This window comes from Flavobacterium ginsengiterrae, from assembly GCF_039539785.1.
Classification (GTDB): Bacteria; Bacteroidota; Bacteroidia; order Flavobacteriales; family Flavobacteriaceae; genus Flavobacterium; species Flavobacterium ginsengiterrae.
Genome location: NZ_BAABDU010000003.1, coordinates 1,724,059 through 1,744,344, shown reverse-complemented (window position 1 = coordinate 1,744,344; position 20,286 = coordinate 1,724,059). Strand labels below are relative to the sequence as shown.

14 protein-coding genes are annotated in these 20,286 nt (G+C 34.2%); 11 read left to right on the top strand and 3 right to left on the bottom strand.

The genetic code is table 11. The features are described from left to right. Positions 1-501: 501 nt before the first annotated feature. Positions 502-1,506, bottom strand: a complete 1,005-nt coding sequence (locus ABD859_RS10470) for an LLM class flavin-dependent oxidoreductase (RefSeq protein ID WP_345143851.1) — start codon at positions 1,504-1,506, stop codon at positions 502-504. Between the two features lie 176 nt (positions 1,507-1,682). On the opposite strand from ABD859_RS10470, the gene ABD859_RS10465 reads away from it, so the two are divergent. The 4 genes from ABD859_RS10465 (at position 1,683) to ABD859_RS10450 (ending at position 6,941) form a co-directional block, all read left to right on the top strand. After that, positions 1,683-2,198: a DUF2975 domain-containing protein gene (locus ABD859_RS10465; RefSeq protein ID WP_345143848.1), complete on the top strand. Its 516-nt coding sequence runs from the start codon at positions 1,683-1,685 to the stop codon at positions 2,196-2,198. Positions 2,199-2,200: 2 nt separating this feature from the next. Continuing rightward, complete coding sequence (locus ABD859_RS10460) at positions 2,201-2,407, top strand: helix-turn-helix domain-containing protein (protein ID WP_306158690.1); 207 nt, start codon at positions 2,201-2,203, stop codon at positions 2,405-2,407. A gap of 108 nt (positions 2,408-2,515) precedes the next feature. Continuing rightward, positions 2,516-3,397, top strand: a complete 882-nt coding sequence (locus tag ABD859_RS10455) for an ABC transporter ATP-binding protein (RefSeq protein ID WP_345143843.1) — start codon at positions 2,516-2,518, stop codon at positions 3,395-3,397. A gap of 4 nt (positions 3,398-3,401) precedes the next feature. Beyond that, positions 3,402-6,941 carry an ABC transporter permease/M1 family aminopeptidase gene (locus ABD859_RS10450; RefSeq protein WP_345143840.1) on the top strand — a complete coding sequence of 1,180 codons (3,540 nt, stop codon included), beginning with the start codon at positions 3,402-3,404 and terminating at the stop codon, positions 6,939-6,941. Positions 6,942-7,038: 97 nt separating this feature from the next. Here ABD859_RS10450 and ABD859_RS10445 read toward each other — a convergent pair whose 3' ends face one another. Continuing rightward, positions 7,039-8,241 carry a polysaccharide deacetylase family protein gene (locus ABD859_RS10445; RefSeq protein WP_345143837.1) on the bottom strand — a complete coding sequence of 401 codons (1,203 nt, stop codon included), beginning with the start codon at positions 8,239-8,241 and terminating at the stop codon, positions 7,039-7,041. 168 nt (positions 8,242-8,409) lie between these two features. Between ABD859_RS10445 and ABD859_RS10440 the strand changes: the two genes are divergently transcribed. Continuing rightward, positions 8,410-9,234, top strand: coding sequence for an alpha/beta hydrolase (locus ABD859_RS10440; RefSeq protein WP_345143835.1), 825 nt, complete (start codon positions 8,410-8,412; stop codon positions 9,232-9,234). Here ABD859_RS10440 and ABD859_RS10435 read toward each other — a convergent pair. Next, positions 9,231-11,213 (bottom strand): sigma 54-interacting transcriptional regulator, encoded by a 1,983-nt coding sequence (locus tag ABD859_RS10435; RefSeq protein ID WP_345143832.1) that lies wholly within the window; start codon positions 11,211-11,213, stop codon positions 9,231-9,233. The two genes, ABD859_RS10440 and ABD859_RS10435, sit on opposite strands and share 4 nt — an antisense overlap. A 205-nt stretch (positions 11,214-11,418) precedes the next feature. On the opposite strand from ABD859_RS10435, the gene ABD859_RS10430 reads away from it, so the two are divergent. The 6 genes from ABD859_RS10430 (at position 11,419) to kdpB (ending at position 20,212) form a co-directional block, all read left to right on the top strand. Beyond that, on the top strand, positions 11,419-13,851 hold the full coding sequence (locus ABD859_RS10430) for a histidine kinase dimerization/phosphoacceptor domain -containing protein (protein WP_345143829.1): 2,433 nt from the start codon (positions 11,419-11,421) through the stop codon (positions 13,849-13,851). Between the two features lie 225 nt (positions 13,852-14,076). After that, positions 14,077-15,423, top strand: coding sequence for a sigma-54-dependent transcriptional regulator (locus ABD859_RS10425; RefSeq protein WP_345143827.1), 1,347 nt, complete (start codon positions 14,077-14,079; stop codon positions 15,421-15,423). A gap of 276 nt (positions 15,424-15,699) precedes the next feature. Continuing rightward, a complete protein-coding gene (locus ABD859_RS10420; protein ID WP_345143824.1) occupies positions 15,700-15,981 on the top strand; it encodes a DUF7674 family protein in 282 nt (93 codons plus the stop codon). Positions 15,982-16,116: 135 nt separating this feature from the next. Further along, positions 16,117-16,194 (top strand): K(+)-transporting ATPase subunit F, encoded by a 78-nt coding sequence (kdpF, locus tag ABD859_RS10415; RefSeq protein ID WP_125722563.1) that lies wholly within the window; start codon positions 16,117-16,119, stop codon positions 16,192-16,194. Positions 16,195-16,250: 56 nt separating this feature from the next. Beyond that, positions 16,251-17,969: a potassium-transporting ATPase subunit KdpA gene (kdpA, locus tag ABD859_RS10410; protein WP_345143822.1), complete on the top strand. Its 1,719-nt coding sequence runs from the start codon at positions 16,251-16,253 to the stop codon at positions 17,967-17,969. Between the two features lie 197 nt (positions 17,970-18,166). After that, a complete protein-coding gene (kdpB, locus tag ABD859_RS10405; RefSeq protein WP_345143821.1) occupies positions 18,167-20,212 on the top strand; it encodes a potassium-transporting ATPase subunit KdpB in 2,046 nt (681 codons plus the stop codon). The last annotated feature ends 74 nt before the right edge of the window (positions 20,213-20,286 follow it).

Genomic DNA, 20,286 nt, shown 5'->3' with positions numbered 1-20,286 from the left:
ACAGCTTATTTACAATTTCGCTTTTTTTGATTCTCTGTAAGCTTTTTCCTTGTACGGCTGTGATTTTGGTAATTTCTCCCTCTTTCCCTTTGTTGTTTTTGCGGAGTTTTCAGGTTTTACACCCTCTTTTCTTTTTATCAAAGTTTAAAAATCTCTCTTTTCCTTAAAAGTCTTTTCTGAAAATAGCCTGCCTAGCACCGATAGAAGTGGAAATCCTTTTTATGGCGGGGTTCGACATAAAAAGATTGAAGCGGATAGCGGGATTAAGCTCCTGAAAAATATTAAAACCCATTTTTTTAATCTAAAATTACAAACTAACCGGAATTACGCTGCGCAGACGCACTGCTGTGCGTCTCTACAATTAAATGGGCTATTGCGTCTCTACAGATAATCGACCTAAAATAATGTTATACATATTATATATGTATACAAAAACAAACCCGACTCGTTCTAAAACGGTCGGGTTAGGTACTTATATATAGATTAAACTATACTTATATATTATTCATTTATCGCATCGATTACTTCTTTGGTGATTTCGATACTTTTTAGTTTCGCCTGATGATCGAATATTGGGCTTGTAACCATTAGTTCATCGATTCTGGCATAGTTGATAAACTTTTTCAAATCTGTAACTAATTGCTCTTTGTTTCCGGTAAAAGTTCCAGCTGTCATTTGGTTTACATGAAAACGTTCTGCTTCGTTCATAATATCGTCTAATGACGGAACGGGAGGCTGTAATCCTTTGCGGTCGTTTCTTATTAAGTTTAAAAACATTTGATACAAACTCGTAGAAAGCAATTCTGCTTCTTCATTTGTGTCTGCAGCAATTATATTCAGACATGCCATTGTTTTGGGTTTATCTAGAAACTCAGACGGCTGGAAGTTTTCTCTGTAAAACTCAAATGCCTGAATCATCAGTTTTGGCGCAAAGTGTCCAGCGAAGGCATAAGGAAGTCCGTAAGCTGCAGCGAGAGCCGCGCTATCCATACTTGATCCTAAAATCCAAATTGGCACTTTTAATCCTTCGGCTGGGAATGCGCGGACTTTACCTGTGGCATTTTCGGATGAAAAGTATTCCTGAAGTTTGCTCACATTCTGCGGAAATCGCTGTGCCTGCTCAAAAAAGTCTTTACGAATTGCTTCTGCAGTTGGCTGATCAGTTCCCGGCGCTCTTCCTAAACCTAAATCAATTCGGTTTGGGTAAAGCGTTTCTAGAGTCCCGAATTGCTCTGCCACAACTAAAGGTGAATGATTCGGCAACATGATTCCGCCAGAACCTACGCGAATGTTTTGTGTCTGACTTGCTATATAACCTATTAACACAACTGTTGCTGTACTGGCAACGTGTGCCATATTGTGGTGTTCTGCAAGCCACATTCTTTTGTATCCGATTTTATCTGCTAGTTGGGCAATATCTTTTGTTTTTTGAAATGTTTCTGTTGCGTTACTGTCTTGGGTGATAATCGCAAGGTCTAATATTGAGACTGAAATTGGGTTTTTCATATATAAATAAGGCTAAAATGCAAAATTAAGTCATTTATGCCAATGCCTTTTTATTTCTGGTGTTAATTGAACTATAATATTATAAACTAAAACTATAATGTTTAAATTTTGATAATTAATTATTGTTTTACAATAATTAATTATACATTTGCAATATCAATTTAACTTTGTGACACATGAAAACAACCCATATCGTTTCCAGAATATTATTTTATCTGACCCGATTTTTAGCTGTGGTTTATTTTTTTCTGGCAGCATATTCGGTTTTTACTTTACTAACGGGATTATTTTTAACTTTTAAGGATAACGGGAAATATTTTCAGGTCTGTTATCCGTTTACAGAACGTCCTTTAATGATTGGCGATTATAATCTACCTTATATATTGTTTGATTTTCTGGCTCCGCTGAGTCTTTACGGACTTTTCTTTTTACTGAGCAGCAATGTTTTTAAAGTATTTTTTCAGCCGAAATTGTTTACTCCAAACGGAGTTTCACATTTAAGACGCTTTTACTTAGCAAATTTATTAGTTCCAAGTATCGTGATATTTATTGCTTTCTTTTTTGTTCCGCTGGATAATGAAGTCTGGATGTTTATCATATTACACGGAATGCTGGGCGCATTTGCTTATTTTCTCGCTGCCATTTTTAGACAAGGTTTAAACCTTCAAAACGAACAAGACTTATTTATATAACTATGCCAATAATTGTAAATGTTGATGTAATGCTTGCGAAACGCAAGATGCAGAGTAAAGAGTTGGCAGAAAAACTAGATATAACGCCTGCTAATTTATCGATTCTAAAAACTGGAAAAGCAAAAGGTATCCGTTTTGATACGCTCGAAGCGATTTGCAGAATTCTCGACTGCCAGCCCGGAGATATTTTAGAATACGTAAACGAGTAAACTCTATTTCTTTCTGACTTTAAAAAATCGGTTTTTATGACCGACAGGATTTCTATTGCCTAAAATTTTCAATCATCATTTATATAATCATCAAAAATCAATCAAAAAATGAACAGTTTATCCATCAAAAATCTCAGTAAAACCTATGAGAACGGCACGCAGGCGATTGACAATTTATCGCTTGAAATTACAAACGGAATGTTTGGTTTACTCGGCCCGAACGGCGCAGGAAAATCGAGTTTAATGCGTACAATAGCCGCTTTGCAGGAGCCAACTTCGGGAATTATCGAGTTTAACGGAATTAATATTCTGGAAAACCCAATGTTTATTAGAGAAAATCTCGGTTATCTGCCACAGGAATTTGGTGTTTATCCGAAAATATCGGCTTATCGATTATTAGATCATTTGGCAATTTTGAAGGGAATCGTCAATAAAAAAGAACGACACGATCAGATTTTGTATTTGTTACAGCAAACGAATCTCTTGCAGCATAAAGATAAAGCGGTTCATTCTTTTTCGGGCGGAATGCGTCAGCGGTTTGGAATTGCACAGGCTTTATTGGGAAATCCGAAGATTATTATTGTTGATGAACCAACTGCCGGATTAGATCCTGAAGAACGAAACCGATTCAATAATCTTTTGAGTGAAATCGGCGAAAGCATTATCGTAATTCTTTCTACACATATTGTAGAAGACGTTCGTGACTTATGCACGAAAATGGCTGTTATTGCCAATGGCAAACTGATTTTAGAAGGAAATCCGAATGAAGCCGTTAATTCGTTGAAAGATAAAATCTGGATGAAAGCGATTCAGAAAACGGAATTGGAATCGCATAAAGAGCAGTTCAATATTATTTCTTCTCATTTAAATTCGGGAAAACTTAATATTAATGTGTTTTCAGAACAACAGCCTGATTCTGGATTTGAATTAGTTTCGCCAGATTTAAACGATGTGTATTTCAATGTTTTATCTCAAAACCTAAAAAAATAGTCCTATGCTTTCTAAATTAATTCAATTTGAATGGCATAATAATTCTAGAAACTGGACTTTTTATGCTTCCTACCTTATATATATAGTGCTAGGTTTTATGGTGAGCGCTTTTGCGAATTTCTCTTTTTCGGGCGCTTACAAAAACGGACCTTTTGTTTTGACCTACGCCATTGGTTTGATTTCGCTGACGGTTATTTTTTCGATTACGATTCAGACTGCTCAGAATTTCTTAAAAGAATACGAGACCAAATTTGATGCGATTCTTTTTGCTGCTCCTATTTCTAAATTCGATTATTTGTTCAGTCGATTTATTACGGCGTTTATCATTGCGTCAACTTCTTTCGGAATGTTTATTATCGGAATGATGATTGGACATTTAATGCCGTGGATTCAGGGAAGTGATATCGGGCCTTTTAAAATCATGAATTATCTCTGGCCGTATTTTGTGATTGTGATTCCGAATATATTATTGTGTCTTTCTATCGTTACCGCGCTGGCGTGGATTACCCGAAGTAAACTTTTTATTTACGTTGGCGGATTGTTGGTTTACATTTTATATATCGCAGGTTCGGTTTTTTCTAATTCTCCCCTATTTGCAAATGCTTCTCCATCTTCCGCGAAAGCGATGTCTTGGGCTGCGAAAATTGATCCGTTTGGATTGGCAGCGTTTTTAGAACAAACGAGATATTGGACTTCGGTCGAGAAAAATACGCAGTTACTTTCGCTTTCAGGGAATTTTTTATTCAATAGAATTTTATGGATTTCTATTTCTCTGGTTTTACTTTTTGTTTCGTATAAATTGTTTTCTTTTCGAAAAACGAAAACTAAAAAGGTAAAATCAATCAAAACCATTCAAAAAGAAACTAGAATTTTTTCTGCTGAAATTCCGAAGCAAATTGAAATTAAAACTTTCAGACATAATTGGTCGGTTTTTAAAAGCAATTTGAAAATGGATATTTATTTAATTCTGAAAGGAATTCCGTTTCTACTCATTATACTTTTATTTTCAGGATTATTGCTGATTGAGATTTCGGACGAAATTGACGGCGGAATACGTCTGGCAGAAAATATAACGAACACTGCCTTGATGATTTCTACCATTATGGATCGTTTGCCTTTTATTCTGATTCTGATTGTTCTTTTTTATTCAAATGAATTATTGAATAGAAGCGAAAATTCGAAGTTTGAAATGCTCGAAAATACCGCGCCTTATACTCCATTTTCGGTTTTACTTTCAAAACTGACAGCTCTTTTTATAATTCCGATACTAATTATTGGCATTAGTATTTTGATTGGAATTGGATTTCAGTTAATGAATGCCAATGCGCCAATCGAAATCGGGCTTTATCTTTCTATGTTTTATTATATCGGATTTCCGTTATTTCTGATTTCGATTTTAATAATTGCGATTCAGACTTTCATTAAAAACAAATATTTAGGATTGGCGGTTTCGGCATTTATCGTTCTTTTATGCTGCACAGGAATTGGCGAACAATTAGGAATTGAACATCCTTTATTGCGATTTGGAGATTCTTTTAAAAGAGAATATTTTGATTTGAATGGCTTTGGGAACTATACTTTTCCGTTTCATATTTCGATGCTTTATAATTTTGGATTGGCTTTAATACTTCTGACATTCACCGGAATTTTGTGGAAACGAAATACTTCAATTCTAAAAACCATTCAAAGAAATTCATTTAACGAAATTCAAAAAATAACTTTTGCTTTCGGTTTTATTCTTTTCATCGGTTTTGGAAGTTTTCTTTTTTATAAAACCAATATCGAATATCCGTATTTGACCAAAGACGACCAGAACAATTGGAGCGAGCAATACGAAAAGCTATTTAAAAAATATACGAATCTTGCACAGCCGACAATTATTTCTGTAAAAAGTAATGTCGATTTGTTTCCAAATGAAAATCGTTACGAAGTAAAAGGAACTTATGAATTGATCAATAATTCGGAAAAACCAATTGATAGTTTACTCCTATATATAGATCGAAATTCTAAACTGACTTCTATTGAAATTCCGAACTCGAAAAATGGAGATGATGTTTCTAAATTTCAGCATTATTGGTACCGATTGGAAAAACCTTTGTTACCTCAGCAGAAAATGAAAATGAGTTTTACCTTTAAGTCAACTTGGTCGCCTTTTAAAGGACATACCGCTTTTAATTCGATTATTGAAAATGGTTCGTTTATGCGAATAAGCCGTTATTTTCCAGCTTTTGGTTATCAGGATTCTAATGAAATCAGCAGTGAAAAAGAACGAGCAAAAAGACATTTACCAAATCAGGCTCCGCTTAAAAAGCTCGAAGAAAAATCGAAAACTATAAATGATTTTATTGATTATGAAGCTGTGGTTTCAACTTCAAAAAATCAAACAGCAATTGGAATTGGCGATTTGATTGGAAACTGGCAAAAAGACGATCGCAATTATTTTCATTATAAATCAAATGGCAAAATTCCGTTTCGATTTGCTTTCGCTTCCGCGGAATATAAAATTCAGAAAACCAATTACAAAGGCATTTCTATTGAGGTTTATTTTGATAAAAGACATTCCAGAAACGTTGCAAAACTGATTCAGGATGTAAAAAATACGTTGGATTACTGTCAAAATAACTTTGGAAAGTATACGTACAAAACGATTCGTTATGCCGAAGTCAGCGCTTTCGCGGATGGATTTGCGGCGACTTCATATCCTTCGACGGTTTTCATGAAAGAGAATTTTGGTTTTTACAGCAATCTCGAAAAAAAGGACAAAGAAGATATTATCAACCAATTGACGGCGCACGAATTGTCGCATGAATGGTGGGGAAATGCGCAGATTAGTCCGGAACAAAAAGAAGGAAGCTGGATTTTGACTGAAACTTTGGCGCAATACACAGAATTAATGCTTTACGAAAAAGAACATGGTTTGGAAAAAGCTTTAGAAACTTTAAAAATTCATCTCGATTTCTATTTAAGTAGCAGAAGTTACGAACCTGAAACACCTTTATATAAAACGAATTATGAAACACCGCATTTGCCTTATGACAAAGGAATGTTGGTTATGCATCAATTACGAATTTTAATTGGGGAAGAAAAAGTAAACTTGGCTTTGAAAAACTTTCTGAATCATTATAAATATCCAAATCCAATTCCGGATTCTGAAGATTTATTGAAAGAGATTTATTTGGTTACAGATGTTAAACTTCATTCAAAACTTGATGAAATGTTTAAAAAGATTATTACCTATTCGTCTAAAATTTCAAAAGTTGAAAGCGTGAAAAAGAATGGATTTTATGAAGTTTCTTTTAAAGCTGAATCGTTTAAATACAGCGAAGATGCAAAAGGAAACCGAAAACAAATTGCAAATGATGCAAAAATCGACATTGGAGTTTATGATGAAAACGGAAAGTTATTTCGCTTTACATTTCCAATAAAAAATAATCATATTGAAGGAAAAATTAAAATCAAGACCAAACCTCAACTCGTTGTTGTTGATCCGTATTTAATGAATATTGATACGTTTATAAAAGACAACGAGAAGGAAATTGATTAATTATTTTTTGCCACAGATTAAACGGATTAAATGGATTTATTTTTGAGTTTCAAATTTTAAAATCATTAAAATCCTTTTAATCTGTGGCATTAAATTTTTACTTCAAATCAATCACAATTAATTTGTGGTTTTTATTGCCGTCATTTTTAATGGTAAAATCTAAAGCTTTTGATTCTGTATCAAATTTTGAGTCAGTATCAACGGAAAGCGAAATTGATTTGTTTCTGAAATTTTTCGGGATTTCAGGAAGCTGAATCGTTACCGTTACTTCTTTATCTTTCTGAACGAAATCAACTTTTATTCTGTCTCTCAGCCAAATATATTCGTAGACTTCCTGCCACGGTGCCATCCAAACAGAATCGTTTCCATTTGCTCCGTATTTATTGGCAAGTTTTTTCATGTAATATTTAAAATCTGGAAATCGTGTGCTTAAATTCCAAAGATTTGTATTTCCTGTTCCGTGTGTGAATTCGTTAAACCAAACTGCATCTTTTTGTTTTACAATAGAATCTATTTTTTTTAAATAGTTGTCCATGGTTTTAAAACTTGTTGTGTCTTTTGAACTTTGCACAAAAGTTCTTGCCGAAATTAGTTTATCTAAATCCACTTTATCATTCACTTTGTAAACTGGCCCTTTTCCATAATAAGACGCTACAGAAAATTGACCGTTTTGAAGCGCTTCTTTTTCATATTCCAAATAATATTTTTCATCGCCTTCTCCGCCCGGAACTACAAAATGCGACATTGTGAAATTCAGATTTTCTTTTATCGATTTTGTATTATCCGTTACTTCAGTTAAATAATTTGTGCCGTGTTTGGTCGCGTGATGAAAACTGTGATTGAGAATATCCCAACCTGCATTGTACATTTCGCGAACTTCTTCCCAAGAAAGATGTCCACGATTAGGCAAATTATTTAAAGATGCTCCGTTTATTGCCAAAGCCAATTTGAACGGAATTTTATTTCCAAATCCGTCTGTATAAAAAAGACCTTTTGAAGTTTTTCCGTCTCCACCCTGATCTATTTTCCATCCATTTTTATTTGAAGCACTAATTTTTCCTCCATTTAATAATGGAAATGCTGTCAAATAAGCCGATCGGTAACCGTCATCCAACGTAAAACTATAAGCAAAATGTTTATTGAATTTTAATACCGAAGGCGTGATTTTTACTTTTCCTGCCGATTTTAATTTGATTTTGAATGTAATTGTTTTCGGTGGATTTTCTAAAGATTGATTTTCCGCGAAAGCGAAAGAATGAATTCCAAAAAACAGAATTATAATAAACGTAAATGTTTTCATTTGAAAAGATTAATTAATCAAATATAGAAATAGATTTCTTGAAAAACATCAATATAAAAAATGATATTTCAAGAATTAGAATTTTGTTTTAACGATATATAATAATTCGTACAAAACAAAAATCAAATAATGCTTCTAATTCCTAACAATTAAAAAAAGGCATATCGTTTGTCTTTCAAAAAACATCAGCAAACCACAAATCAAAATCGTATGTATTTATCAAATGCTAAAACAATTGTATTTATTACGGGGGCTTTTACAAGTAATTCCTGCTGGGAAAACTGGATTGTTTTTTTTGAATCTCAAGGTTATAAAACTACTGCGCCGCCGTGGCCTTATAAAAACGAATCTGCAACAATTTTGAGAACAAAGAATAACGATAAAATTGCTTCGACTCGATTGGGTGATTTATTGGATTATTATACAGAAATAATTGAAACTCTTTCTGAAAAACCGATTTTAATCGGACACGGATACGGCGGACTTTTGACACAGCTTTTGGTTGAGAAAGATTTGGCGCTTTGTGCTGTCTGCATACATTCTTTTGCACCCAAAAATATCTGTACGGGAAAGTTTTCTTTTTATAATCGAATTTGGAGTTCTCTCGGTTTTTTTACCTCAACTCAAAAAAGTCATTTAATTACTTTTAAAGAATGGCAGGATTTTTTTGTGAATTGTCTGCTTCTCGACGAGCAAAAAAGTTCCTATACTAAATATGTTGTTCCCGAATCTAAATTGCTGATTCGTGATTTATATTCGGCGAAAGCCAAAATTAATTTTAGAAAAAAACATGTTCCGCTTCTTTTTCTAACGGGTTCTGACGATGAATTGATTCCGCAAAAACTGGCTTATTGTAATTACAAAATGTACAAAAACATGCATTCTCTAACCTGTTATAAAGAATGCAAAAACACCAATCATTTGGTTTTAATACAACCTGATTGGAAAGAAACTGCAGATTGTATTGCAGATTGGCTGAACAAAATTGTCTAGCTGATTTCTCTTTTGATTTCGAGTTTTTTGATTTTCGAATTTAATGTTGACGGATGAATGTCTAAAATCTCTGCAGCACCTCCGGCACCCGATATTTTTCCGTTGCATTTTTTGAGAATATACAAAATATAATCGCGTTCGTTTTCGAGAATTGTTTTGATTGAAAATGATTCACTGGTTTGCTCAGGATGCATTTTAGATGACATTGAAAGTTCAATATCTTTAATCGTATTTCCGTCTGTTAATAAAAGTGCGCGCTGAATTACATGTTCTAATTCTCTAATATTTCCTGGCCAATTGTAGTTTAGAATGGTTTGCAGCGCATTTTCAGAAAGTGTTGGTGCTTTCCTGTTCATTCTTTCGCTGTACAAATTGATAAAATGTTCAGCAAGAATCGGAATATCGTCTTTTCTTTTTCTTAAAGGCGGTACTATAATTGGGAAAACGTGAAGACGGTAATACAAATCCATTCTGAATCTTCCGGCTGCGACTTCTTCTTCCAAGTTTTTATTTGTGGCGGCGATGATTCTAACATCCACTTTTATAGGAGATTTTCCGCCAATTCTTTCTATTTCTCTTTCTTGCAGTACTCGAAGCAGTTTTACCTGAAGCTCTAAAGGCATCTCTCCTATTTCGTCTAAGAAAATAGTTCCGTAGTCTGCCAATTCAAATTTCCCTATTCTTTTGTCTAATGCACCTGTAAAAGCGCCTTTTTCATGACCAAATAATAAGGATTCGGCTAGATTTTCTGGAATTGCTCCACAGTTGATAATCACAAGTGGCTGATCTTTTCTAGGTGATAAAGCATGAATATTTTGTGCAATTTTTTCTTTTCCGGTTCCGCTTTCGCCTAAAACCAAAACTGAAGTATCAGATGGAGCGACTTTACGGATATAATTGAAAACCGTCATCATGTGTGTGCTGTTTCCGATAATTCCTTCGCAGTTTAAAATTGCTTTTTCTGATTTTGTGTTTTTCTGAATATGCGCTGGAGCACTATTTTCAACCAATTTTATGATTTCTCCTGAATACAATTTAGTAACAAACTGAACCAAACTATTTTCTAAACTTGTCAGCAATTTCAGGTTTTCATCAGAATACATATTGAAGTTGCGGCTGTAGAACGTAAAATAAAATCTTTGAATGGAAGCAATCATAACTGGAAAAACCAAATACGATTTGATTCCGAAATTATGTGCAATCAGACTTTTTATAGGAGCTTTTTGAAAATTGTTGATCAAATTTTCTTCACTATATATAATAGGTTCCAGATCAATTTTAGATTTTATATACGTTTCATTCAATTCTTTTATTGAAACGTCTGCAATTTTAGAAAGTTTATCTACACTAATAATTTGATAATCGTCTCTGTTTTTACGCATGATTCCGAGATTATCATAATGCGTTGTGTTGGCAAAACCAACTTCAAAGTAATCAAACGGAATAAATGTCTGGATTTTTTTACCAAGCAGCAAAAGCGCTTCTTCCCATTTTATTTTAGAATTTATGATTTCGTTAATCTCGTTCTGCAATAAAATCTGCTGTTTTAGCTGTGATTCCAGACTATATTGTTTTCTGTAAAAAGCAATTTCGAGCGTTGTTAAAACATCTTGTTCTCTAAAAGGTTTTACAATGAATCCGTACGGCTCGGTAGTTTTGGCTTGATCCAAGATTTTTTTACTCGAATTGGCCGACACAAAAATAAATGCGATATGTTCTTCTTTTAAAATATGTGCAAGATCAATTCCGTTTCCAGTTCCGCGGAGCATAATGTCGAGAAAGACCAAGTCTGGTTTTTCTGTTTCAATCTGTTCCAAAGCCTGTTCAACAGAACGAGCAATTCCAGTTACATCATAATTTGCTTTTTCTAAAATTAACTGCAAATCATGCGCTTCTATAAATTGATCTTCAACAATTAAAATCCGCTTTTTTGGGGCCGTTTCAAGTGAATTATCAGGATAGACGGAAGCCGTTTTCATCTTTGTGGTATTTTTAGCGTTATATCTTTATAAAATATTGACATAAAATTAGTTAATAAAATGAACCAAATTAACTTTTTCATCAAATATAAATCATAAAATAGATATTTAATGTGAATTTTCTTGATATTTTTTCAAGCAATCAGTTGCGTTTATTTTTATATTTGTTTACCAAAACCACTAACCAATTAATCCTTATACTTATATGAAATCAGTTTATAATTTCTGTTTTATAATTGTATTTGCCATTCAGACTTTTGCTCAAACACAGCCTGCACAAAATCAATATGATTTAAAGAAAAAACGCCTTTTAATTCAGAGCTGTTCGATGTATTTATACAATTCAAATCAAGGTGCTATCGATGTTGATAGTTCTGTAGTGTTAACCTGCAAGGCTTACAAACTTCCTCTTTCTCTGGCTTATAATGAAGGTTATTATAATGGCGGTACTTTAATAGGCAATGATTTGATCGAAAAAGGAAATATCAATTCGGCTAAACGTTTATTGGCTTCAGCTAAGAATGATGACCGCGTTAAACTATTATTACAACTGGGAAGTTTTTATCTCTTTAAACCTGGCTCAAAACCTGAAGATTTAACTAATGCCAAACTTTATATAGATGATGCGCTGAAAACCAGTAAAACTTTGAAGGCTAAAAAACTCGAATATGAAAGTATGTTTTTAGAAGCCAAATTTTATGCGCAGGCAGGAAATCCCGCAGAGAGTGCGAAATATTTTGATCAGGTTATTGCAGACTGTAGAGCTTCAAATGATAAACTTGGACTTGCAGATGCATTAAATAATAAAGCGTCTTATCTTTTTGAATTAGATCCTTCTAAAGAAAAAATCCTGCAGGAAGCCGAATCTTTGTATAAAGAATTGAATATGGAAGAAAAACGTCTTGAAGTAAAAATGAGACTTACGACGATTTATTTCTGGGGCGGAAAAATAAATGTGGCAAAAAAAATACTGTATCAGAATATGGCCGATATGCGAAAAATAGGTTTTAAGCATTTACAGTTTGGAGAAACTACTATTGCCTATATAGAATCGAATCAGTACAACTTTAAAAATGCTCTTTATTACGCCCAGCGAAGTGTAAAAACGATGGAAGATACCAATGATTATACTTTTGCTGATATTTTTTATATGCGTTTGGGAATGACTTATTTAACGCTTGGACATTATAAAGAAGCTTTGGAACAATCACAAAAAAGTATTCAATACGGAAAAAACAATATTAACAGTGGAAGCTGGTACAAAAATTTTATTGTAACTGTGGCTTCATTATCTATTAGAGGAAAAAATAAAGAAGCGATTGCTTATATGAATTCTATCATTAAAAATTATCCTCCTACTCACACTTTAGATAAAATGCTCATTGCTTACGCCTACGCTAATTGTAATTGGGAGTTAAATAATTATAAACAGGCAGAAAAACATTTTATAGAAATGGATTCTTATGCAAAACTTTTAGATTCTCCGCAGACCTTTCGAGATGTTGCCAACTGTTATTCTGGTATGGCTTCGTTTTATGCCAATAGAAATAACCTTGAAAAAGCTACTTTTTACACTAATAAAATTCTGGCTCTTTCTAAAAAATATGATAAAAATTATACTTCACAAGGACTTCTTACTTCGCTTTATAAAATTGATTCTATTAATGGAAATTATCGCGGCGCACTCGTTCATTATAAAACTTTCAAAAAATTAAGCGATTCGATTTATGACATTTCGAAAAATAAACAAATCGAAGAACTGAAAATTCTTTACGAAACTCAGAATAAAGAAGAAAAAATTACGCTTTTAAATAAACAATCTAAACTTCAGGAAAGCGAATTGCAGAAATCTAAACTTTTAAATAGTGTTTCTATCTGGAGTTTGGTTTTATTGCTTGTTACAATCGTTTTACTTTATAATCGTTATCGCTTGAAACAGCGAAACAACAAGCAGTTAGAACAAAAAGAAAAAGAAATCAGTAAAGCGAATGCCAATTTGAGGCATTTACTGGATGAAAAAGAATGGCTTTTGAAAGAAATTCATCATCGTGTAAAAAATAATCTGCAAACTGTGATTAGTCTTCTGAATTCTCAATCGGCTTATTTGGATAACGATATGGCGCTTTCTGCAATTAAAAACAGTCAGCATAGAATTCATTCGATGTCTTTGATTCATCAGAAATTGTATAATTCTGAGAATATTTCGACGATTAATATGCCGAATTACATTAAAGAATTAGTCGAATATCTAAGAGAATCTTTTTCGCTTGGTCAAAGAATTAGGTTTGAATTAAAGATAGATCAGCTGGAATTGGACGTGGCGCATGCAGTTCCGTTGGGATTAATTTTGAATGAAGCGATTACAAATTCGATAAAATATGCTTTTCCTGAAGACAGAACAGGTATGATCTATGTCACGCTGGAAACTATATCCGAAAACAACTATGTTTTAACAATTGCCGATAACGGAATCGGATTTGATGCTAATCTTACTCAAAAACCTAATTCTTTCGGAATGATGCTGATAAAAGGTCTAAGCGATGATTTAGCGGCTAAATTAAATATTGAAAATAATAACGGAACGGTTTTAAAAATTGAATTTTCGCAAGAATTTCCTTTGAACCAAAAAGTCAAATGATAATTTTATTCAACACATAGAAAGATAGAATTTTAGTTTTTAAAATCAGAAAAGACATTTCATTTATTTTTAATTCACATAGCTATGTATGCAAACTAGTTTCTTTTGTATTCTTTTAATTGAAAAAAATCTATGTTTCTATGTGTTTAAAAATAATTGTACCAAAGAGTTTTAAACCTAACTTTGTATTCCGAAATTGAATTTCGCTTTTAGCTTTATCATCAAATGACACACAAAATTTTAATTATAGACGACGAAGAAAAACTAAGAAGTCTTTTGGTACGCATTGTAAAATCGGAAGGATTTGAAGTTTTTGAAGCGAAAGATTTAAAATCGGGTTTTAAAAAACTAGAACAGACTGATATTGATGTCGTTTTATGTGACGTAAAACTCCCTGACGGAAACGGCGTTGATTTTGTTCAAACTATAAAAGGAAGTTTTCCGCTCACGGAAGTTATTCTTTTAACCGCTTTTGGAAATATTCCCGACGGTGTTCAAGCGATGAAAAACGGCGCTTTTGATTATATCGTAAAAGGCGACGATAATGATAAAATAATTCCGCTTCTCTATAAAGCCGTTGATAAAGTTCAATTGCAGAAAAAAGTACAACAGCTTGAAAAACGTATTAACGATAAATATTCTTTTAATACGATTATAGGGAAATCAAAAGGAATTGAACAAGTTATTGATCTTGCCCAAAAAGTTGCCAAAACCGATTCGACTGTTTTATTAACGGGAGAAACAGGAACTGGAAAAGAAGTTTTTGCACAGGCGATTCATGAAAACAGTAATCGTGTCGGTAAATCTTTCGTCGCTTTAAATTGCAGTACTTTCAGCAAAGAAATTTTGGAAAGCGAACTTTTCGGACACAAACAAGGTGCTTTTACCGGAGCTTTAAAAGATAAAAAAGGTTTTATTGAAGAAGCAAACGGCGGTACTTTATTCTTAGACGAAATTGGAGAAATGCCAATTGATCTTCAGGCAAAATTATTGCGTGTTCTGGAAACGAGCGAATATATTCCTGTAGGCGACACGACTTCAAAAAAATCAAATTTCAGATTGATTGCCGCTACAAACCGAGATTTAAAAGAAGAAAGCGATGCACATCGTTTCCGTTCTGATTTGTATTTCCGTTTGAATATTTTCGAAATTAAACTTCCTTCGCTTAGAGAAAGAGTGAAAGATATTCCTGTTTTGGTAAATTTCTTCGTGAAGCAATTTTCTGAAAAAACGAATAAAAAGATATTATCGGTTTCGGATGATTTTATTCAGAAATTAGAAAATTATTCCTGGCCGGGAAATATTCGTGAACTTAAAAATATTATTGAAAGATCTGTTATTTTGAGTAACGGCGAAACGCTGACTTCTGATGTTCTTCCATATGAAATGCAACATCAATCAGAAAAAAACAATAAATCGATGTCGGCTTTTTCTATGCAGAGTGTTGAGAAACTGCATATTCAGAAAGTTTTAAATTATACGAAAGGAAATAAAGCGGAAACGGCTAGATTGCTGGAAATTGGAATTGCGACTTTGTATAGGAAACTGGAGGAGTATAACATCTCACAATAGCTTTTCCTGCAAGGTTTCCAAAACCTTGTAGGTTTGATTTTTTATTAGGTGTATCACGTAAAATACCTACAAGGTTTTGGAAACCTTGCAGGAACGCAGAATAATCTAGAGAAACCTCTCATTTTAATAAAAGCTTATCATTTTGATAGGCTTTTTTTGTGCTCAATTTTTGGCACAAAACAATAACTCTTTATTTTACAAGGCCTTAACCACATTTCATCATTTTCGGAATATAATTTGGCATAAAGCGGGAAAGAACATTAAAAATTCCTTCTCATGAAAAATAAAGTAAATACCATCTACAAACAAGCCGAACGGTTTGCTGAGATTACTAAAAAATCAATTATCTGTGGCAATATCGTTCGGGCGAAAAAATGTTTAGCTCTTGCCGAACGGTTATTCATTAGCGGAAGCTTAGAAACCAAAAATGCAATTTCAAATGTGTATGTTTTCTCGGTTTCTTCTTTTATGGAAATGCGCCACTGCAATATTTCGCATCTCTTCCCACAGACACTAAAAGCAGAATACATCAAACAAGTTAATACTTCTGGAGTGTAAAAATCTATCCCGAAGCTTCGGGACTAAAATCTAAAATCTAAAATTATCATGGTCACATTTCTATTACTCGGTTTAGCAGTTTTACTGTTTGCCATTTGCTTTCTCTCTGTTGACTTTTTTGAAAAAATCTAAATCATGACTGCACTATTTATCATTTCAATCGCTGTTTTCTTGTATTTGGTTTACGTATTAATCAAACCTGAAAAATTCTGATTTGAGAAAATAAGATTCTCAAATCCATTCACATCTTAAAAAATAATCTCAAAATTATGAATACAGAGTTACTAGGCGTCATAGGCATTTTTATCCTGACAATTGTTTTAGCAATTCCTTTTGGAAAATACATTGCTAAAATTTTCAAAGGAGAAAAAACACTTCTTGACCCGATTTTCAATCCGCTTGAAAAATTTATTTTTAAAATCAGCGGTATCAATCCAGCCGAAGAAATGAACTGGAAACAACATCTGAAAGCACTTTTAAGCATCAATATGGTTTGGTTCTTTCTTTGCTTTTTTGTTTTGATGTTCCAAGGTTCGCTATTCTTAAATCCGGATAATAACCCGAATATGTCGCCCGATTTGGCTTTTAATACCGCCATTTCATTTTTAGTAAATTGCGATTTACAGCATTATTCTGGCGAAAGCGGTGTTTCGTACTTATCGCAAATGGTTTTAATGTTTCTGCAATTCGTTTCGGCTGGAGTCGGAATCGCGGCAGCAGCAATGGTTTTTACCGCTATGCGCGAAAGAACTACAGAAAAACTAGGAAATTTTTATAACTATTTTGTAAAAAGCTGTACACGTATATTATTACCGCTTTCTGCAATCGTAGCAACCGCTTTGGTTTTCAGCGGAACTCCAATGACTTTTGAAGGGAAAGATGCAATTACCACTTTACAAGGAGATCACGTAGAAGTTTCGCGCGGACCTGCAGCTGCTTTTGTTGCCATCAAACATATCGGAACAAACGGAGGTGGATTCTTCGGAGCCAATTCAGCGCATCCTTTAGAAAATCCAACGTATTTAACGAATGCGGTTGAACTTTGGGCGCAGATGATAGTTCCGTTTGCGATGATTTTTGCACTTGGTTTTTTCTTAAACAAAAAGAAATTCTCTTATATCATTTTTGGTGTAATGACAATTGGGTTTTTACTTCTCGTGATTCCAACCATTTCAAGCGAATTAAACGGAAATCCAGCCATAGAAAAAATGGGAATTTCTCAGACAACTGGAGCGATGGAAGGAAAAGAAGTTCGTTTTGGTCCAGCGATTTCAGGATTTTGGAGTATTGCTACAACGGTAATTTCGACAGGATCTGTAAACAGTATGCACGATAGTTCGATGCCAGTTTCTGGAGCAATGCAGTTATTAGCGATGATGATTAATGCATTCTACGGTGGATGCGGCGTGGGTTACCTCAACTTCTACATCTTTATTATTCTGGCGGTTTTTATTTCTGGTTTAATGGTTGGTCGAACTCCTGAATTCTTAGGAAAGAAAATCGAAGCTCGGGAGGTTAAAATTGCTGCTTTTATTGCTATTCTCCATCCTTTATTGATTTTAGCAGGAACGGCTTTGGCTTCTTATTTTGCTGCGAATGATACTGCAATGGGTTATTGGTTTAGCGGAAATGCAACAGGATGGCTCAACAATCCAGGAAACCACGGATTCTCTGAAATGTTATACGAATACACTTCGAGCGCTGCCAACAACGGTTCTGGTTTTGAAGGTTTAGGCGATAACAATCCGTTTTGGAATATTACTACAGGAATTGTTTTATTGTTAAGCCGTTTCATTCCGATCATTGGACCTTTGGCAATCGCAGGTTTATTAGCCAATAAAAAATACATTCCAGAAAGCGCAGGAACTTTAAAAACAGATACTTCAATTTTCGGAATTATGATTTTTGCTGTTATTGCGATTATTGCAGCACTTTCTTTCTTTCCTGCTTTAGCACTTGGCCCATTGGCTGAATATTTTACTCTTTAATAATGCTGAAAATTTTTAAACACATAGAAACATAGGAATTCAATATCTAAAAAAAGGAATTAGAAAAAACTAGTTTTCACACATAGCTATGTGAATTCATGCAAGTGAAACGCCTTAATCTCAAAGTGAAATCTATGTTTCTATGTGTTTAAAACCAACGCAAAACATTTTAAAAATAACATTTTACATACAAGAAAATGACAACTAATAAATCTACATCATTGTTTGAGAGTCAGCAGGTAAAAGAAGCTTTATTGCAGTCTTTTGTGAAGCTGAATCCAAAAATGATGATTAAAAATCCGGTAATGTTTACCGTAGAAATCGGAACCGCAATTATGTTTGTGGTTTGCATTTCGATCTTAATGGGCGCAAACGATCAGGGAAGTTTTATTTACAATTTAATCGTATTCTTAATATTACTGGCCACGCTTTTGTTCGCCAATTTCGCCGAAGCGATTGCCGAAGCACGCGGAAAAGCACAAGCCGACAGTTTAAGAAAAACCCGTGAAGAAACGCCTGCAAAATTAGAAAACGGACAAACCATTTCCTCTTCACAATTAAAAAAAGGAGACATTTTTGTCTGCGTTGCCGGAGAAGTTATTGCTACTGATGGTGAAATTATCGAAGGTTTAGCAACGATTGATGAAAGCGCGATTACAGGAGAAAGTGCGCCTGTTATTAGAGAAGCTGGCGGAGATAAATCGTCTGTTACAGGCGGAACAAAAGTTTTGTCTGATAAAATAAAAGTGCAGGTAACTTCTGAACCTGGCGAAAGTTTCTTAGACAAAATGATTGCTTTGGTGGAAGGTGCAAGTCGTCAGAAAACGCCAAACGAAATCGCTTTGACCATTTTATTAGCAGCATTTACTTTAATCTTCGTAATTGTTTGCGTCACTTTAAAACCTTTTGCCGATTATGCGAATGCTCCGATTACAATCGCTGCTTTTATTGCCTTGTTCGTTTGTTTAATTCCAACGACAATTGGAGGTTTGCTTTCTGCGATCGGAATTGCGGGAATGGACAGAGCGTTACGTGCCAACGTAATTACCAAATCTGGAAAAGCGGTTGAAACTGCCGGAGATATTGATGTCTTGCTTTTGGATAAAACTGGAACCATCACAATCGGAAACCGAAAAGCAACCAATTTTTATCCAACAAAAGGAATTGCTTTTGATGATTTTGTAAAATCTGCTGTTTTGAGTTCACTTGCCGATGATACTCCAGAAGGAAAAAGTATTTTGGAATTAAGTGAAATGTTAGAAGTGAAAAACGAAAGCAAACCAAGTGTTTTACAGAATACTTCTGAGATCTCACAAACCATAAAATTTACTGCCGAAACCAGAACTTCTGGAATCATTTTAAAAGACGGAACAAACATTCGAAAAGGCGCACAAGATGCTGCCAAAAAAATTGCAGAACAATCAGGAAACGCTTTTCCTGAAGATACAGCTCAGCAAGTAATTACGATTTCGTCAAATGGAGGAACGCCTTTAGTTGTCCTAAAAAACAATCAAGTTCAAGGAGTTATTGAATTGCAGGATATTATCAAAACGGGAATGAAAGAACGTTTTGAGCGCTTACGCCGAATGGGAATCAAAACCGTAATGGTTACGGGAGATAATCCATTAACGGCGAAATTTATTGCTGAAAAAGCTGGTGTTGATGATTTTATTGCCGAAGCAAAACCGGAGGATAAAATGAATTATATCCGCAAAGAACAGGAAGAAGGCCGTTTAGTCGCTATGATGGGTGACGGAACAAATGACGCTCCTGCCCTCGCCCAAGCCAACGTTGGTGTTGCGATGAATAGCGGAACTCAAGCTGCAAAAGAAGCCGGAAATATGGTGGATTTAGATAACGATCCAACAAAATTGATTGAGATCGTAGAAATCGGAAAACAGCTTCTAATGACCCGCGGAACGTTAACCACTTTTTCTATTGCGAATGACGTTGCGAAATATTTTGCAATTGTTCCGGCGCTTTTCATCACTGCGATTCCGGCTTTGCAAGGTTTAAATATCATGCATTTGCACAGTCCGGAAAGTGCCATTTTATCGGCTGTGATTTTTAATGCGATTATCATTCCGATTTTGATTCCGCTTGCGCTGAAAGGTGTTGAATATCGTCCGATTGGTGCCAGTGCGATTTTAAAACGTAATCTTTTGATTTATGGTTTAGGCGGATTAATTGTTCCTTTTATTGGTATCAAATTGATTGATTTGATTGTAGCGATTTTTATGTAAGCTACTAAGGTTCTAAGTCGCTAAGATTCTAAGTTTTTTTCCTATCGATTTAGTCTTTTATCCAAACTAAAAAA

Excerpts from the sequence above, each read along its gene's own strand:
- ABD859_RS10450 (WP_345143840.1), top strand. The coding sequence starts at position 3,402 with ATGCTTTCTAAATTAATTCAATTTGAATGGCATAATAATTCTAGAAAC.
- ABD859_RS10420 (WP_345143824.1), top strand. The coding sequence starts at position 15,700 with ATGAAAAATAAAGTAAATACCATCTACAAACAAGCCGAACGGTTTGCT.
- ABD859_RS10445 (WP_345143837.1), bottom strand. The coding sequence starts at position 8,241 with ATGAAAACATTTACGTTTATTATAATTCTGTTTTTTGGAATTCATTCT.
- ABD859_RS10470 (WP_345143851.1), bottom strand. The coding sequence starts at position 1,506 with ATGAAAAACCCAATTTCAGTCTCAATATTAGACCTTGCGATTATCACC.
- ABD859_RS10455 (WP_345143843.1), top strand. The coding sequence starts at position 2,516 with ATGAACAGTTTATCCATCAAAAATCTCAGTAAAACCTATGAGAACGGC.
- kdpB (WP_345143821.1), top strand. The coding sequence starts at position 18,167 with ATGACAACTAATAAATCTACATCATTGTTTGAGAGTCAGCAGGTAAAA.
- ABD859_RS10425 (WP_345143827.1), top strand. The coding sequence starts at position 14,077 with ATGACACACAAAATTTTAATTATAGACGACGAAGAAAAACTAAGAAGT.
- ABD859_RS10430 (WP_345143829.1), top strand. The coding sequence starts at position 11,419 with ATGAAATCAGTTTATAATTTCTGTTTTATAATTGTATTTGCCATTCAG.
- kdpA (WP_345143822.1), top strand. The coding sequence starts at position 16,251 with ATGAATACAGAGTTACTAGGCGTCATAGGCATTTTTATCCTGACAATT.
- ABD859_RS10465 (WP_345143848.1), top strand. The coding sequence starts at position 1,683 with ATGAAAACAACCCATATCGTTTCCAGAATATTATTTTATCTGACCCGA.
- ABD859_RS10460 (WP_306158690.1), top strand. The coding sequence starts at position 2,201 with ATGCCAATAATTGTAAATGTTGATGTAATGCTTGCGAAACGCAAGATG.
- ABD859_RS10435 (WP_345143832.1), bottom strand. The coding sequence starts at position 11,213 with ATGAAAACGGCTTCCGTCTATCCTGATAATTCACTTGAAACGGCCCCA.
- kdpF (WP_125722563.1), top strand. The coding sequence starts at position 16,117 with ATGACTGCACTATTTATCATTTCAATCGCTGTTTTCTTGTATTTGGTT.